This is a genomic window from Pimelobacter simplex (assembly GCF_024662235.1).
GTDB lineage: Bacteria > Actinomycetota > Actinomycetes > Propionibacteriales > Nocardioidaceae > Nocardioides.
The window spans coordinates 5,287,429-5,303,213 of the sequence record NZ_CP096276.1 but is presented as its reverse complement, the minus strand read 5'-3'; the positions used below and the strand labels follow the sequence as shown (position 1 = coordinate 5,303,213).

14 protein-coding genes and 1 pseudogene are annotated in these 15,785 nt (G+C 72.1%); 10 read left to right on the top strand and 5 right to left on the bottom strand.

Annotation, left to right across the window (positions count from 1 at the left end):
* From M0M48_RS26020 to M0M48_RS26010, 3 genes are all read left to right on the top strand, one after another.
* Positions 1 to 912 (top strand): hypothetical protein, encoded by a 912-nt coding sequence (locus tag M0M48_RS26020; RefSeq protein WP_257753342.1) that lies wholly within the window; start codon positions 1 to 3, stop codon positions 910 to 912.
* A 310-nt stretch (positions 913 to 1,222) separates the two neighbouring features.
* On the top strand, positions 1,223 to 1,741 hold the full coding sequence (locus M0M48_RS26015; RefSeq protein ID WP_257753341.1) for a sigma-70 family RNA polymerase sigma factor: 519 nt from the start codon (positions 1,223 to 1,225) through the stop codon (positions 1,739 to 1,741).
* Complete coding sequence (locus M0M48_RS26010) at positions 1,738 to 2,385, top strand: hypothetical protein (protein ID WP_257753340.1); 648 nt, start codon at positions 1,738 to 1,740, stop codon at positions 2,383 to 2,385. The genes M0M48_RS26015 and M0M48_RS26010 overlap by 4 nt, the downstream gene beginning before the upstream one ends.
* A gap of 91 nt (positions 2,386 to 2,476) precedes the next feature.
* Here the strand turns inward: M0M48_RS26010 and M0M48_RS26005 are convergent.
* Positions 2,477 to 2,788, bottom strand: a pseudogene (locus M0M48_RS26005) (diacylglycerol/lipid kinase family protein); the annotation flags it as partial.
* Between the two features lie 150 nt (positions 2,789 to 2,938).
* Here M0M48_RS26005 and istA point away from each other — a divergent pair.
* Both istA and istB read left to right on the top strand, forming a co-directional pair.
* The gene (gene istA, locus M0M48_RS26000) at positions 2,939 to 4,300 is read left to right on the top strand and encodes an IS21 family transposase (RefSeq protein ID WP_257751255.1); all 1,362 of its coding nucleotides are present in this window, start codon (positions 2,939 to 2,941) and stop codon (positions 4,298 to 4,300) included.
* Entirely contained in the window at positions 4,297 to 5,124 is an 828-nt protein-coding gene (gene istB / locus M0M48_RS25995) for an IS21-like element helper ATPase IstB (RefSeq protein ID WP_257751254.1), read from the top strand. Before istA ends, istB begins: the two co-directional genes overlap by 4 nt.
* On the opposite strand, the gene M0M48_RS25990 is transcribed toward istB, so the two are convergent.
* Positions 5,027 to 5,779 carry a diacylglycerol/lipid kinase family protein gene (locus M0M48_RS25990; protein ID WP_257753338.1) on the bottom strand — a complete coding sequence of 251 codons (753 nt, stop codon included), beginning with the start codon at positions 5,777 to 5,779 and terminating at the stop codon, positions 5,027 to 5,029. The genes istB and M0M48_RS25990 overlap by 98 nt on opposite strands.
* The gene (locus M0M48_RS25985; RefSeq protein ID WP_257753337.1) at positions 5,776 to 7,368 is read right to left on the bottom strand and encodes an FAD-binding oxidoreductase; all 1,593 of its coding nucleotides are present in this window, start codon (positions 7,366 to 7,368) and stop codon (positions 5,776 to 5,778) included. Before M0M48_RS25985 ends, M0M48_RS25990 begins: the two co-directional genes overlap by 4 nt.
* A 17-nt stretch (positions 7,369 to 7,385) precedes the next feature.
* Here M0M48_RS25985 and M0M48_RS25980 point away from each other — a divergent pair, with 17 nt between their 5' ends.
* Positions 7,386 to 8,000 carry a TetR/AcrR family transcriptional regulator gene (locus tag M0M48_RS25980; protein WP_257753336.1) on the top strand — a complete coding sequence of 205 codons (615 nt, stop codon included), beginning with the start codon at positions 7,386 to 7,388 and terminating at the stop codon, positions 7,998 to 8,000.
* Complete coding sequence (locus tag M0M48_RS25975) at positions 7,997 to 9,565, top strand: glycerol-3-phosphate dehydrogenase/oxidase (RefSeq protein WP_257753335.1); 1,569 nt, start codon at positions 7,997 to 7,999, stop codon at positions 9,563 to 9,565. The genes M0M48_RS25980 and M0M48_RS25975 overlap by 4 nt, the downstream gene beginning before the upstream one ends.
* 14 nt (positions 9,566 to 9,579) lie before the next feature.
* Here the strand turns inward: M0M48_RS25975 and M0M48_RS25970 are convergent, their stop codons facing one another.
* Positions 9,580 to 10,161 (bottom strand): TetR/AcrR family transcriptional regulator, encoded by a 582-nt coding sequence (locus tag M0M48_RS25970; RefSeq protein WP_257753334.1) that lies wholly within the window; start codon positions 10,159 to 10,161, stop codon positions 9,580 to 9,582.
* 128 nt (positions 10,162 to 10,289) lie between these two features.
* Between M0M48_RS25970 and M0M48_RS25965 the strand changes: the two genes are divergently transcribed.
* The 3 genes from M0M48_RS25965 to M0M48_RS25955 all read left to right on the top strand — a co-directional run bounded on the left by M0M48_RS25965 (position 10,290) and on the right by M0M48_RS25955 (position 12,929).
* Entirely contained in the window at positions 10,290 to 11,234 is a 945-nt protein-coding gene (locus tag M0M48_RS25965) for an NAD-dependent epimerase/dehydratase family protein (protein WP_257753333.1), read from the top strand.
* A 67-nt stretch (positions 11,235 to 11,301) separates the two neighbouring features.
* Positions 11,302 to 12,354, top strand: coding sequence for a sigma-70 family RNA polymerase sigma factor (locus M0M48_RS25960; protein WP_257753332.1), 1,053 nt, complete (start codon positions 11,302 to 11,304; stop codon positions 12,352 to 12,354).
* Positions 12,355 to 12,359: 5 nt separating this feature from the next.
* A complete protein-coding gene (locus M0M48_RS25955) occupies positions 12,360 to 12,929 on the top strand; it encodes a TIGR03086 family metal-binding protein (protein WP_257753331.1) in 570 nt (189 codons plus the stop codon).
* 248 nt (positions 12,930 to 13,177) lie between these two features.
* Here the strand turns inward: M0M48_RS25955 and M0M48_RS25950 are convergent, their stop codons facing one another.
* Complete coding sequence (locus M0M48_RS25950) at positions 13,178 to 15,760, bottom strand: VaFE repeat-containing surface-anchored protein (protein WP_257753330.1); 2,583 nt, start codon at positions 15,758 to 15,760, stop codon at positions 13,178 to 13,180.
* Positions 15,761 to 15,785: the final 25 nt, after the last annotated feature.

The following is a 15,785-nucleotide window of genomic DNA, read 5'->3' as shown; positions in this document are numbered from 1 at the left end:
TTGTTCACGATTGTCCTCGACATCTTCTCGGGCGTTCCCAATCCGGTGTGGACGTTGAGCCCTTCTCAAGGAGCGTCACTGAGAGAGCAGATTGCCGACGGAGCGGCGCCAGTTGTCGGGATCGATCAGGTTGAGACCCGTCTGGGATACCTCGGATACATCGTCCACGCCACCGGCGATGACGCCGACGCGCTGTCCAAGATGGGGCTGCCGAATCTGTTCCGCCTGAGCTCGGAGGCAGCTGGCCGCCTCAGCAGAGCCGAAATCGAGCGGGAACTGGCCCGGGATGCACGCGGAGCTACCCTCAACGAGCCTGCTCAGGAAGCCCTGTGGGAAGCCGTGGACTCCGAGGCGGTCGAGCCCTTCTCCCAAGTCGAGCCCTCCTCCCCGGGAAAACTCGCAGCCGCGGCGTGCAACCTGCAAGGGACTTCGTTCAGCAACTTCTCCTTCTGGAACGGCGTGTACTGCACCCGCGTCCGGAACAACTGCTACAACTACGCGACGAATGACCGCACCGACAACTTCGCTCAGCCCGGCTATCGAAGCAACACCGGCTTCGGCGGTCACTACCCCAACGTGCCGGCACCGACCGTGACGAACATCCGGAACGGGGCTCTTGGCGACGGGCTCAAGATGTCCTGCTCCGGAGACAAGCTCCGAGTGTGGTTCGCCATCTGGCCGGGCACGGATTACCACTGGTGGCGCCTGAACAAGAACGACGCAGGTACGAACCGGTGGTGCCACAAGCGCGGAACCTCTCCGGCCACGAACAAGGACCAGAACGGAGACTTCATCGTCAACGTCAAGAACTCGGCACGCTGGAACTACAGCGTCGATGGGGAGTTCATGTTCGTCAACAGTCCGCAAGGCAACGTGAAGGGATGGGGAGGTCCTCTTGACTACCAGTGCTAACCGGGGTCTCAGCCGGCGGGCAGCAATCGGAGGCGTGGCGGCCCTTGGGGCCGCCGCCGTCATCGGAGGCAAGAACTCATCTCGAGCGGCGGCCGCCGTCCCCCTCGTCGCTGCTCCCGCCGATTCCACCGATTCCGGCTCACCCGAATTCGAGAGCTGGCTCCTCGAAACGTGCCCTGACCCGGAGGTCAGGCTCAGTCTCGCCGACGTTGTCGCAACGTAGTCTGGACGGCAGCGAAACTTCGCTCCGCAATGGGAACCTTTCTTGTGGTTCCCGCCCTCTTAGTGTTGTGGGACCAAGGACTAGGTCGTGGCAGAAGTGACCACTGACTTCGATGACTTCGTAGGCTCGCGCCACCAGCGGTGGGTGCGGGTCGGGGTGTTGGCGGGCTGGCCCCAACAAGACGTCGAAGACGCGGTCCAGGCTGCTCTGTCGACGTTGTGGCGACGGTGGCGCCGAGTATCGGCGTTCGACAACCCAGACGCGTACGTGATGAAGGTTGTGATCAACAGCCTCAAGAAGGACGCCACCCGGCGAGCCCGCCGAGCGAGGCGAGCGGCCGGAACAGAGTCGCGGACGAAACAGAGCGAGGCCACCGACGACGACCCGCAAGAGCAGGTCGCCAGGTCGGCACTGGTTCGCGCGGCGCTCTCGGACTTGCCGCCCGACCAAAGAGCAACGATCGTCCTTCGATACTTCCTCGACCTGTCCGAGAAGGACACTGCCGACGTGCTGGGAGTTGCGGCCGGGACAGTCAAGAGTCGCACGTCGCGGGCACTCGCAGCACTCGCGGCAAACGGCCACCTCAAGGAGTACCAGGAACGATGATGGACACCGACAGGCTCTCGGAGATTCTTCGTGAATCCGCAAGCGACATCACCCCCCGCCCACCAGTCATGCCCGCGGGTCCGCCGCCTCGCCGACGCTGGATCCTCACCGTCTCCGCGCTCGTCACCCTCCTTGCCGTCGGTACCGCCGCGGGGATGATGCTCTCGAACGACGAGCCAGGCGATGGCGTGGATTCCGCTGCAAGCGACCCATCGCCTTCGCCCCAGGCATCGTCAGCCAAGTTCGACCGCGTAGACCGCAACGGAGTGAGCATCGAGGTGCCGGCGTCCTGGGACGTGGTCGAGGCAAACGACTGTAGCGAAGGCGGGCTGTCCACGAACGCCGTCGTGAAGCTGGCTGGGCCTGTCGAGGAATGCATGGGCTACCGCGCGACAGCTGCCAACCGTGTGTACCTCACGGATCTCAGGAGGCCTCCCTATGGCGAGCCCTGGGATGGGATCACAGAGGATGCCCGGTCCTCCAACGGCGTGCAGATCCGCCGGGTGACGTCAGGCAGCCTGGTTGGAATGAACTCGGCCGCGACTCTTGCCATCACCGTTCCAGAGCGCGACGTCGCCATCATCGCGACCGGCCCGAACATCGACGTGACCATACGGATCATGGAAAGCGTCCGGGTTGACTGAATCTGGCTGAGCAGTCGCGCCTGACGGTACGGGCACCCGGCGTCACCCGTTCTGCCGGCGGCACTATGCGTGTGGGGAATGCGGCCAAGCCTCAGGCCAGCACCCGGACCGCCGCCGGCATCAGCTCGACCGTCAGCGGCTGACCAGCGCCGGCGGGGAGTACGCCGAGCGCCTCCCCGTCGGCGCCGACCGGTACGGCGGCACCCCCACGGTGCCGCCCGGAGAGACGCACCTGCCGGCCGGTCAGGACGGTGACCTCGTCGAGCGCGACGTGGCTGCCGTCGTACACCTTGGGCAGTGAGCGGATCAGGTCCAGGTGCGAGGCGGCCTCGATGACGATGACGTCGAGCAGGCCGTCGTCGACGACGGCGCCGGGCGCGATGGCCATGCCCTTGCCGTAGTAGGCGGAGTTGGCTGATGGCGCTCAGCTGAATCTCCCCAGTTCTGCTCACTGAAATTCCCCACCCCGTGGCTCCACCAGAAGCGGGTGGGGCTCCTTCGAAGATGGCGGTCTCTGACCACCAGCCATCTCACGAAGGAGCCCTCGCTTCCCATGCTGACACGGGAGGAAGACATCGACGCTCACGCGTTGCGCCGGCAGGGCTGGACGATCTCTGCGATCGCCCGGCACCTGGGCCGGGACCGCAAGACCATCCGCGCCTACCTCGACGGCGAGCGGGTCGCCGGGGAACGGAAGCCCGCCGACGACGACCCGTTCGAGCCGTACCTCGACTACGTCCGCGCACGTCTGACCGAGGACCCGCACCTGTGGGCGGTGACGTTGTTCGACGAGGTCACCGCGCTGGGCTACGACCGGTCGTATCCGACGTTCACCCGCCAGATCCGCACCCGGGATCTGCGGCCGCACTGCGAGCCCTGCAGCGCGACGAAGGGCCGGGCGAACGCGCCGATCGAGCATCCGCCGGGTGAGGAGACCCAGTGGGACTGGCTCGAGCTCCCCAACCCGCCAGCGGCCTGGGGATGGGGCAAGAACGCGCACCTGCTCGTCGGCGCGCTGGCCCACTCCGGCAAGTGGCGCGGCCAACTGGCTCCGACCGAGCAGCAGCCGCACCTGATCGCCGGACTCGACGCCGTCGCCCGCAAGCTGGGTGGACTGACGAAGAAGTGGCGCTTCGACCGGATGACCACGGTGTGCCACCCGGAGTCGGGCAAGGTGACCGCGACGTTCGCCGCGGTGGCCAAGCACTACGGCGTCCAGATCGCGATCTGCCCGCCGCGACGCGGGAACCGCAAGGGCGTGGTCGAGAAGTCCAATCACACCGCCGCGCAACGCTGGTGGCGCACCCTGCCCGACGACGTCACCATCGAGGAAGCCCAAGCCTCCTTGGACCGTTTCTGCGAGCTGCGTGGTGATGCCCGGCTGCGTCCATCCGCCGTCGACGGCCGAGCCAGCGTGCTCACGGTCGCCGAACGCGAACCACTGGCGCCGGTGCCGGCCACGCCGTTCCCCGCCACGATCCGCGAGGACCGGACGGTGTCGGCGCAGGCACTGGTCGCCTGGCGCGGGAACTTCTACTCCGTCCCGCCCGAGCTGGCCCGAGCCCAGGTCGTCGTGTCCCAGCGCCTCGGCGACCCGCACGTCGACATCGCCACCAGCAGCGGGATCGTGATCGCCCGCCACGAGCTCGCACCCGACGGCGCCGGGGTGATGGTCCGCGACCACGGCCACGTGATCGCGCTCGAGCAGCTCGTCCTGGCAGGCCACGACACCTCCCGCCCGCACCGCCGCAAGGAACGCATCCCACCCGGCCCCGCGGCCCTGGCGGCCGCCGACGTCCTGCGCGCTCGCCAGCAACCCGACGACCTCACCGCCACCGCCGCTTCCAGCGACGACGTGGTGATCGACCTGTCCAAGTACGACCGAGCAGCAACCGGAAGGAACACCCTCACATGACCGACTCCCTGACCGTGCCGATGAACGGTACGCAGGCCAGCCTCTACCAGCAGCTGCGCGGCCACCTCGCCGCCTTGAAGCTAACCGCGGCCGCCGAACACCTCCCCGGCGTGCTCGCCCAAGCAGAAGCCGAAGAGTGGTCGATGACCGCGACGCTCGAGCACCTGCTCGCCCGTGAGGTCGAAGCCACCGAAGCCCGCAGGCTCGCCGGCCGACTCCGGTTCGCATCCCTGCCGACCCCGGCCACGTTGGCCGACTTCGACTTCGACGCCGCCCCCGGCGTCGACAAAAAGCTCGTCGAGGAGCTCGCGACCTGCCGCTACCTCGACACCGCGACCAACGTCTTGTTGATCGGACCGCCAGGTGTCGGGAAGACCCATCTCGCCGTCGGGCTCGGCAGGGCTGCGGCCGAAGCCGGCTACCGCACCTACTTCACCACCGCCGCCGACCTTGCCGCCCGCTGCCACCGCGCCGCCATCGAAGGACGCTGGGCCACCACGATGCGGTTCTTCGCCGGCCCCACCCTCCTCGTCATCGACGAGCTCGGCTACCTGCCGCTGCCCGGCGAAGCCGCCTCCGCGCTGTTCCAGGTCGTGTCCCAGCGCTACCTCAAGACCAGCATCGTGCTGACCACCAACCGCGGCGTCGCAGGCTGGGGCGAAGTGCTCGGCGACACCACCGTCGCCGCCGCCATGCTCGACCGGCTGCTGCACCGCTCTGTGGTGCTCAACCTGGACGGCGACTCCTACCGACTCCGCGACCACCACGCCAAGAACGAAGCACTCCGTCACGCCGCGACCGGCACCCGCCGACCGCTACAGTGACACCGCCCAGGGTGGGGAACTTAGATGAGCGACCCTGGGGAATTTCGGCGAGCGCCATCATGGCGATGACGACGGTGGCGGCGCGGTGCTCGCTGCGGGCGCCGTCGACCTCGACGACGCACTCCACCGGTCGGTACGTCGCCAGGGCGCGCACCGCGGCATAGGGGTACTGCAGCGTCGAGGGCAGCCAGTGGGAGCGGTCGACGATCTCGGCGGCGCGTGCGTCGACGCCGGCGTAGACCGACCCCGCCACGACGTACGACGACCCGTCGGCCTGGGTCACCCGGAGCAGGTCGATGGCCCGCTCGGCGCCCGAGAGCAGCAGCGCGGCCTGGGCGGCGGTGTCGTGGGGGATCTCGAGCATCCGGGCGAAGTCGTTGCCGCGCCCGGCCGGGACCATGGCGAGCACGCCGCCGAGGGCGGCGACCGAGCCGGCGACCGAGGAGAGCATCCCGTCGCCGCCGACGGAGACCACGACCGCGCCGTCGGCGACGGCCGCCGCGACGAGGTCGGGGGTCTCCGCGGCGGAGGTGGTGTAGGTGACCTCGACCTCGGCGCCCGCCTCGCGCAGCGCCCGCGCCAGCGGTACGACGACGCGCGGCGCCGCGCCCCCGCCGGAGCTCGGGTTGACGAGGAAGGCGAAGGAGCGGGTCACGGGATCAGCACCCCGGGGTTGAGGATCCCGGTGGGGTCGACTGCCCGCTTGACCGCGCGCAGGACCTCGGCGCCGACGGTGCCGATCTCGGCGGTCAGGTAGGGCTTGTGGTCGGTACCGACCGCGTGGTGGTGGGTGATCGAGGCGCCGGCGGCGACGATCGCCTCGCAGGCGGCGGCCTTGGCGGGCAGCCAGGTGGCGAGCGGGTCCGCGCCGCCGGGAGCGGCGACGGTGAAGTAGAGCGAGCACCCGGTCGCGTACACGTGCGAGATGTGGCAGAGCACCATGGCGCCCTCGCCGAGGGTCTCCTGCAGGGCGGCCTTGACGCGCGTGTAGAGGTTCTCCCGGTTGCTCCAGAAGGTGACCGTCTCGAGCGTCTCGACCAGGACACCGACGTCGAGCAGGCTGTCGCGCAGGTACGGCGCGTTGAACCGGCCGTGCGCCCACGCCTCCCCCGGGCCGGATCCCTGGGGAGCGCCGCCGAGGTCGGTGAGGGCGGCGGTGACGGCGGACTTCTTGGCCGCGACCGCGGCGGGCGTGCCCTCGTAGCCGACGATCATCAGGCAGCCGGCGTTGCCCTCGCCACCGATCGACTCGGGGTCGGCGAGGTTGATGGCGGTCTCGTTCTCGTCGGAGAGCCGGATCACCGTCGGCAGCAGGTCGGACTGGGCGAGGGCGCGGATCGCGTCGGCGCCGGCGGCGAAGGACTCCCAGCGCCAGCCCTCGTACTCCTTGACCTCGGGCAGCGGGCGGACCCGGACGGTCACCTCGGTGATCACGCCGAAGGCGCCCTCGGAGCCGAGGAACAGCTCGCGCAGGTCGGGGCCGCTGGCGTTCGCCGGCGAGGCACCGAGCCGGACGTCGCCGACGGGCGTGGCGACCCGGAGCGCGACGACCATCGCGTCGAAGCGGCCGTAGCCGGCGCTCGACTGGCCGCTGGAGCGGGTCGCGGCGAAGCCGCCGATGGTGGCGTACTCGAACGACTGGGGGAAGTGGCCGAGCATCAGGCCGTGCTGGGCGAGGAGCGCCTCGGCCTCGGGGCCGCGCAGGCCGGGCTCGAAGGTGGCGGTCGAGGAGACGGGGTCGAGCGCGAGCAGGCCGCGCATCCGGCCGAGGTCGAGGGAGAGCACCCCGGTCAGGCCGGCGGGGTCGGCGACCAGGCCGCCGGTGACCGCGGTGCCGCCGCCGAAGGGGACGACGGCGATGCGCTGCTCCGCGGCGTACGCGAGGACGGCGACGACCTCGTCGTGCCCGCCCGGCCGGACGACGACGTCCGGCGCGTCACCGAGGTCGCCGGCCCGCTGGCGCAGCAGGTCGGGCGTGGACTTGCCGCGCGTGCGCTGGCGGCGCAGCCCGTCGTCGAGGACGACGTTCGCCTCGCCGACGAGAGCGCGCAGGCCGTCGAGCTGATCCGCGGAGAGTCGCGAGGCGGGCACCGCGACGTCGGTCCGGGCGGGCGTGTCCTGGATCGGGAAGACCAGGCCGACGAGGTCGCGCACACCGTCGGGAAGGCCGGTGGCATGGGCCGGGTCGCCCCAGCGCGTGGCGGGCATCTCGGGCTGCAGGGCGGCGGGGCGCTCGGTGGTCATGTGTTACAGTGTTACACATGACGTCACATCGTCACAACGGCGAATCCGAAAGCCCCGGGAGCACCGAGAGCACCCCGCGCGACGGCTACCTCGATGCCGCCCGCGAGTGCATCCTCGACGTGGGCTGGCGGCGCACCACGTTGACCGAGGTCGCCCGGCGGGCGGGCGTCTCGCGGATGACGATCTACCGCGCGTGGTCCGACATGCCCGCGCTCCTGGCCGACCTGATGACCCGCGAGTGGGGCTCCCTGGTCGCCGGCCGGGTCGACGCGGCGACGCCGCCCACGCCCGGCTCGATCGCCGACACCGTCGTGGCCACCGTCGGGGCGCTGCGCGAGAACGAGCTGTTCACCCGGATCGTCGAGCTCGACCCCGAGCTGATCCTCCCCTACCTGCTCGCCCGCCGCGGCCGCTCGCAGGAGCTCATCCTCGAGGTCCTCGGCGCCGCGATCGCGACCGGCCAGGACGACGGCGCGATCCGCGCCGGCGCACCCGCGGCGATCGCGCGCGGGCTGCTGCTCGCGGCCCACGGCTACGTCCTGTCGGCGCACACGATGGTCGACGACGTGGTCGACGAGTCGGCCCTCGAGACCGAGCTGCACACCCTCGTCGTCCGGAGCCTCCAGCCATGACCAGCCTCACCCCCACCCGGATCACCCCCGGCCTCGCCGCCGTCCCGACCACGGTCGACGTGGTCGTCATCGGCCTCGGCATCACCGGCGCCGGCGTCGCCCTCGACGCGGTCGCGCGCGGGCTGAGCGTGCTGGCGGTCGACGCCCACGACCTGGCGTTCGGTACGTCGCGCTTCTCGTCCAAGCTGGTCCACGGCGGACTGCGCTACCTCGCCTCCGGCCAGGTCGGCATCGCCCACGAGAGCGCCGTCGAGCGCGGCATCCTGATGGAGACCACCGCGCCGCACCTGACCCGGCCGCTGCCCTCGATCATCCCGCTCTCCGCCGGCGTCAGCCGGCCGATGGGCACGCTCGCCGGAGCCGGCTTCCTCGGCGGCGACCTGCTGCGCCGAGCCGCCGGGACGAGCAGCGACACCCTCCCCCGGCCGCGCCGGCTCAGCGCCGCCGAGACCCGGCGGCTCGCGCCGCCGCTGCGGACCGACGGACTGCGCGGCGCCTACCTCGGCTGGGACGGCCAGCTCGAGGACGACGCCCGCCTGGTCACCACCATCGCCCGTACGGCGGCCGAGCGCGGCGCCCACGTCCGCACCCACGCCCGCGTCCTCAGCGCGACCGGCCAGCAGGTCGTCCTGCGCGACGAGCTCACCGGGACGCAGGTCGAGGTCAGCGCCCGCGCGGTCGTCAACGCGACCGGCGTCTGGGCCGGCGAGCTCGTCGACGACGTCCGGCTGCGCCCCTCGCGCGGCACCCACCTGGTGCTGCGCGGCGAGGCGCTGCCCGGTCTCGACGTCGCCGTCTTCGCCCCCATCCCGGGCGAGACCAACCGGTTCGTGCTCGTGCTCCCCCAGCCCGACGGCCAGCTCTACGTCGGCCTCACCGACGAGCCCGTCGACGGCCCGGTCCCCGACGTCGCCGAGCCGACCGAGGTCGAGATCGGCTTCCTGCTCGACGTCGTCGCGGCCTCGTTCGCGCGGCCGCTGCGCCGCTCCGACGTGGTCGGCGCCTTCGCCGGCCTGCGGCCGCTGCTCGACGGCGGCGACGACGCGACCGCCGACCTGTCCCGCAAGCACGCCGTGCTGACCTCGCGCACCGGCGTCGTGACGATCGTGGGCGGCAAGCTCACCACCTACCGCCGGATGGCCGAGGACGCGGTCGACGCCGCGGTCGCCGCCTCCGGCCTGGGCGCGAGCGCCGGCCCGTGCGTGACCGCGACCCTGCCACTGGCCGGCGCCGCCCCGCGCGCGGCGCTCGCCGACGCGGCGGCCCGCGCCGCGCACCCCGGGCAGGCCCGGCTCATCCGGCGCTACGGCGCCGATGCGGACCTCGTCCTGTCCGCCGCCGTCGAGGCGAGCGGCTGGAGCACCGCCGACCTGCTCGCGCCGATCGCCGAGGGCGTGCCGACGGTGGGGGCCGAGCTGTTCTTCGGCGTCACCCACGAAGGCGCCGCGGACGTCGCCGACCTGCTCGACCGCCGCACCCGGATCGGGCTCGTCCCGGCCGACCGGGCGCTCGCCGTACCGGCGGCGGAGCGGGTGCTGGCCGCGGCCCGGACCCAGCCCGCCTAGCCTGCCTGGCCCACCTAGCCCGCCTGGCCCGCCGCGCGGGCCAGCGCGGTCATCTGGTCGACCACCATCCCCCGCCGTACGGCGGCCGATGCGGGATCGCTCAGCACCACCTCGGTGAGCCGGGACAGGCTCCACCACCCCACGACCACCGAGATGGCGCTCAGCAGCAGGTGCTCCGCCGCCGCGCCGCCGAGGCCGCCGACGGACGCGCAGATCCGGGACGCGTTGACCGCGCAGGTCGGCTCGCGGCTGTCGACGGCGACCGGCGCGTCGAGCTCGAGGCTCTCCCAGACCAGCAGCCGCGGGAGCTCGGGGCGGGCCAGGCAGCGGTCGAACATCCGCCCGGCGAACTCCCCGATGCCCTCGGGCGTCGTGTCCTCGATCTCGAGGCCGTCGAAGAAGGCGCCGAGCTCGTGCTCGAGCACCGCCGCGAAGAGCCCCTGCTTGTCACCGAAGTAGCGGTAGACCCGCTCCTTGTTGATCCCCGCGTCACGGGCGATCGCGTCGATCCGGGCCCCCGCGAAGCCGAGCGCCGCGAACTGGCGGACCCCGGCGTCGAGCAGCCGGGTGCGGGTCCCCTCGGTGTCCCATGCCACGGGACCAGCGTAGCCGACTCCAACCATCCGTTTGGAAATGTGGCCGAGCCTCGCTACGGTCATCTCCAACCAAACGTTTGGAGATGACCGATGCATCCGTTCCCTCACCTCTCCCCCCGGACCTCACGATGAGGGCCCTCGTCCTCGGCGCCCGCGGCGCGGTCGGCCGCGTCGTCGTCGCCGAGCTGCGCCGCCGCGGCCACGAGGTCACCCCGGCCGGACGCACCGCGCCGCCCGACGGGGTCGCGGTCGACCTGACCCGCCCCGAGGACGACGCCGCCCGGCGCGCGCTCGCCCGTGCGGTCGAGGGGCACGACGTCCTCGTCAACGCGGCCGGCGTCGAGAGCACCGTGGTCGCGGCAGCGGGAGCATCCGTCCTCGTGGACATCTCGGCGACGAGCTCCTACCTGGCCGCGCTGCGGGAGGCGGCACCGGCCGCGACGACCGTCGTCCTCGGTGCCGGGCTCGCCCCGGGACTGAGCACGGTCCTGGTCGCGGCGCTCGACGTCCGGCCCGACGACGAGATCGACGTGGGCGTCCTGCTCGGGACGGCCGAGCGCCACGGCGACGCGGCCGTGCAGTGGACGGCGGACCTGGTCGGCGCCCCGGTCCACGCCCCGCCGGAGGGCGGCCGGGTGCTCAACCTGCGCGACCGGCGGCGCCTGACCGGTCCGGACGGGCGGACCCGGACCTACCTGCGGGCGGACTTCCCCGACCACGTGCTCGTCGGCGAGCGGCTCGGCGTCGCGATCCGCAGCCACCTCACGCTGAGCAGCCGGGCCGCGACGGTCGCGCTCGGGCTCGCGGCGCGGACCGGCGCGGGCGGCCTGCTGCGCCACTCGCCGCACGTCGGCTCGGCCGCCTGGCAGGTGGTCGCGGTCAACCGTCGTACCGGCCAGGCGCTCGGCGCGAGCGGCACCGGCCAGTCGCACGCGACCGGCGTCCTCACCGTCCTCGCGGCCGAGCGAGCCGTGGCCCGGCCGGCGCTCGGGCCGGTCACGATGGCCGACCTGGTCGACCGGACCGAGGCCCTCGACCGCCTCGCCCCAGGATCCGCGCCGCAGCACCGATGAGTTTCGCCCCTGCCCCTGGTCGGACCCTTCAGGCAGACTGACGAGCACCAGGGCGGCGGCGATGACGATGGCGATGGGACACACGGTGACGGAGCAGGCGCAGACGACGACAGCGGCGACGACGGCGAGCGACGAGCTCGCGGACTTCGACACGCTGACCGGGCGCTACCAGCGCGAGCTGATGGCGCACTGCTACCGGATGAGCGGCTCGGTCCACGAGGCCGAGGACCTGGTCCAGGAGACCTTCCTGCGCGCCTGGAAGGCCTCGGCCAACTTCCAGGGCCGCAGCTCGGTCCGTACCTGGCTCTACAAGATCGCCACCAACGTGTGCCTGACCAACCTCGAGAGCAAGCCGCGCCGGCCGCTCCCGACCGGTCTCGGCACCGCCGACTCCGCGCCCTCCGACGAGCTGCTCGAGGACCACGAGGTGCCGTGGCTCGAGCCGATCCCGGACGCCGCCGTCGAGGTCGCCGAGCGCGACACGATCCGGCTGGCGTTCGTCGCCGCGCTCCAGCACCTCCCGGCCCGCCAGCGCGCGGTGCTCATCCTGCGCGACGTGCTGCGCTGGTCGGCCGCCGAGACCGCGACCGCCCTCGACACGACGACCGCCGCGGTCAACTCCGCGCTCCAGCGCGCGCACGCCCAGCTCGCCGAGCGCGGCCTGACCCCCGACACGGTCGAGCCCGACCTCGACGCGGCCCAGCGCCAGCTCCTCGACGCCTACCTGGCGGCGTTCTGGCGCAAGGACATCGACCAGATCGTCCAGCTCCTCAAGTACGACGCCACCTGGGACATGCCGCCCTTCCTCAACCACTACCGCGGCGCCGCCGCGATCGCCGAGCTCATCGGCACCAAGTGCCCCGGCGGCTTCAACGACATGCCGATGGTCGAGACGATCGCCAACGGACAGCCCGCGTTCGGCCTCTACATGCGTCACCCCGAGGGCCACTTCGAGCCGTTCCACCTGCAGGTCCTCCAGATGACCGGGTCCGGCGACGACCTGCGCGTCGAGCACGTCACCGCGTTCTTCGACGCCCGGCTCTTCGCGCGCTTCGGGCTGCCCGAGCGGCTGCCGGCCGACTACGTGCCCGTCCCGGACGCCCCCGCCTGCGCGGGGTGAGCCCGATGACCGCCGAGCCGACCCCGGCCGGGCTGGTCGCGGGGCTCGACGTGCTGCAGCGCGCCCTCGACTACACCCGCGCCGCACTGGGCACGATCACCTGCGCGGACGTCGACCGTCCGACCCCCTGCGCCGGCTGGGACCTCGCCGACCTGCTGGCCCACATGGAGGACGCCCTCGACGCCTTCGCCGAGGCCGCCGACGGCACGATCGGCCTGCGCAGCGCGGCCCCGGCCCCGCTCGAGGCGCGCGTCACCAGCCTGCAGACCAAGGCCTGCGGACTGCTGGCCGCCTGGATGCACGCGAGCTCGCCGTACGTCGACGTCGGCGGCCACCCCCTGCCCGTCGACGCGGTCGCCCGGCTGGCCGCCGTCGAGATCGCCGTGCACGGCTGGGACGTCGGCCGTACGACGGGCCGCGGCACCCCCCTGCCCGAGCGGCTCGCCGCCGAGCTGCTCCCCACCGCGCTGCGGATCGCGCTCGAGGGCGACGACCGGTTCGCCCCGCCGGTCCCGGTCGCCACCGAGGCTCCCGCGGGCGAGCACGTGCTCGCCCTCCTGGGCCGGCGTACCTGAGCGCTGTCCCCGCGCGGCGTGCGAGCCACCGCGGAAGTGCTGCCGGCGGCGACGGAGGAGCTCCGTCGCCGCCGGCAGTCGGGGACCTGGACCCACGAGGTGTGGGGATCTCATGGGCCTGACGTCTGTCCCCGCCCGTCCACCGGGCACCCCGGAGGGGGATGGGGAGAGCGTGGCCGATCCCGAACGGGCCTGGGTGGAGAAGTCCGCGGATTTGCCGCAGATGACACCCGATCGGGGGCTACGTGTCAGTCGATCGGCACCGCCGTCACCACGACGTTCTGGCGGTAGTGGAACCCACCGCCCGGCGTCGTCGTCCGGCCGGTGCAGCTGATCAGGACCAGGCGGTGCGCACCCGTGGTCGAGAAGAACCGCGCGGGCAGCTTCTTGGTCCGCGAGAACCGCTCGATGCCGGTCACCCGGTAGCGCAGCGTCTTGCCGCCCTGCACGACCGTGACCACCTTGCCCTTGCGGATCTTGGACAGCTTCCAGAACGCCCCCGGCCGGTCGTGCCGGTCGGACACGTGGCCGGCGATGACCGTCGTACCGATCAGGTCGCCGGCCGCAGCCGACTGGGTGAGCTGACCCGTACGGGCCACGTTGCCCGGCACCTGCATCTGGCCGCGCGTGATGCCGACCAGCGAGCTGGCCGCGTTGACACCGAGCGACGGGATCCGGATCCGGCTGACGCTACGACGCGCCGACGGGTCCCAGCCGTCCGTGCTGAAGCCGGTACCGACGACCGGAGCGGCGTACGACGGCTTGCGCACGATCGTCGTCTCCGCCACCAGGCCACAGGCGTGGGTCGCGGCAGTGTTGCGGCTGTCGGCCGTGGTCGAGGCCACCCAGGTGTAGTAACCCGTGCGGTTCACCTGCACCGACGGCGTCGCGATGGTGCCGTTGGCCGGCGTGAAGGCCACCGTGCGCACCGCAGTCGCCGGCGTGCAGGTGATGTCGGCCCGGGAGGCGAACGGTCCGTACAGCGTGGCCGAGCCGGTCGCGCCGTGGCCGGGGACGAAGCCCTTGATCGTGACCTTGTCGAACACCGCGGTGCCCGGCTTGACCGTGCGGTGCGAGGCCTCGGTCGTCAGGGAGACCTTCGCCTGACCCGGCAGGACGGGGCTCTTCACGTCGGTGGTCTCCGCGGCCAGACCGCACGCGTGGCTGGCCGCGGTGTTGCGGTCGTTCGCGCTCAGGTGGACCTGCCACGTGTACAGCCCCGGCTGGTCGACCGTGATCGTCGGCGTCGAGATCGTCCCGTTGGCCGGCGTGAAGGTCACCGATCCCACCGCGTTGGCCTCGGTGCACACCGACGCGTCGACGCTGCTGAGCGGCCCGTACAGCGTGGCCGTGCCCGTGCTGGCCGGAGCGCCGCCCGGGACGAGACCGGTGACGGTCACGACGTCGTGCAGCGCGACGCTTCCGCCCTCGAGGGTGACCGTGGCCGCGCTGGCCTCGGTGGTCACCGTCGGCGCGGCCTTGTCGACGGACACCGTCTGGGCGGTGTCGTTGATGTCCTCGTGCGCGGCCACCACCGGCGCCTGACCGGTGACCTTCAGCTGCTCGAAGGCGACCAGCGACTGCCCGGCGTACCCGGCAGGAACCGTGAACTCCACCTCGACCGTGCCGTTGGCCGAGGCCGGGGTGAAGGTCTTCGAACCCGTGATGCCGGTGGCCGAGCCGTCCGACTTCTTCATCAGCTCACCCGTCACCGTGTACGACGTGCCGGGCACGAGGTTCTGGTAGGCGATGGTGTCGACGACCGTGCCGCCGCCCGCGGGGATGGCGTGGTCGCCGTCGGCCTTGTCGGTCAGCGTCGTGCCGATGCTCGGCGCCGGCGCGGCGGCCCAGGCGGCCGCGGCCGTGCCGGTGGTGGTGGCGGTACTGGCGGCGACCAGGACCATCGACTGCCGGTGGCTGCCGGCGGTGGGCGTACCACCGCTGGTCGTCGGCACCGAGATGACCGTGCCAGTGCCGCCGGAGCCCTGGGCGGTCACGGTGACCGTGGCCGAACCAGCGGTCGTCGAGCCGCGCAGGTCGAGGTAGATCTCCTGACCGTCGACCACGGACGCCGCGTTGATCGGCGCGCCGGCGCCGTCCGTCAGGGTCACGCCCGGCGCGACCGAGACGCTGACCGTCGGCTGGTTCGTGTGCACCGTGAACGGGCCGACCAGGGTGCCGGCCTGCTGGGCACCGGCGGGAGCGGTCACCGACGCGGTGACCGCGGGGCTGGCCGCCAGGGTGTTGCCGGCGTTGATCTTGCCGATGAGGTACCAGTACGCGGCCTCCGCGTTGGCCTCCGAGTCGGAGCCCGCCCAGTTCCAGTTCGAGTCCCAGCCGACGTCGGTGTAGCGCCAGATGGCGTACTGGACGGCCTCGACGGCGTCCTTCTGCGACAGGCCCGGGACGCCCGCGGCGGTCGCGAAGTCCGCCAGGCTGAGCGCCGGGTAGCTGTTGGCGAGGATCCACAGCACCTTGCCGGGCACCGTCGGGTCGGTGTCGTACAGGTTCGCGCCCACGAAGGACGAGACGTCGCCGGCGACCGCGGTGGTGTTCGTCTTGGCCGAGACGTTGTGCTCGATGCAGTACGCCCAGAAGTCCGGGGTGCCCGGGTTGGCGGTGTCAGCCGGTACCGGGCTGTAGACGGCGTGCATCGACGATCCGCTGTGGCCCTGGGTCAGGGACCCGATCCAGACGGTGTCGCCAGGTGCCGGTGTCGTTCCCGCGGACGCCGACGGCGTCCACGGCGACACGACGGCGGCGCAGAGGGCGAGCGCCAGGCCCACCACCCACGCTCGCCATGCAGGATGGCTCGAAGTCGAGCTGCTCATAGACCTGTCCCCTTCATCTCGGCGC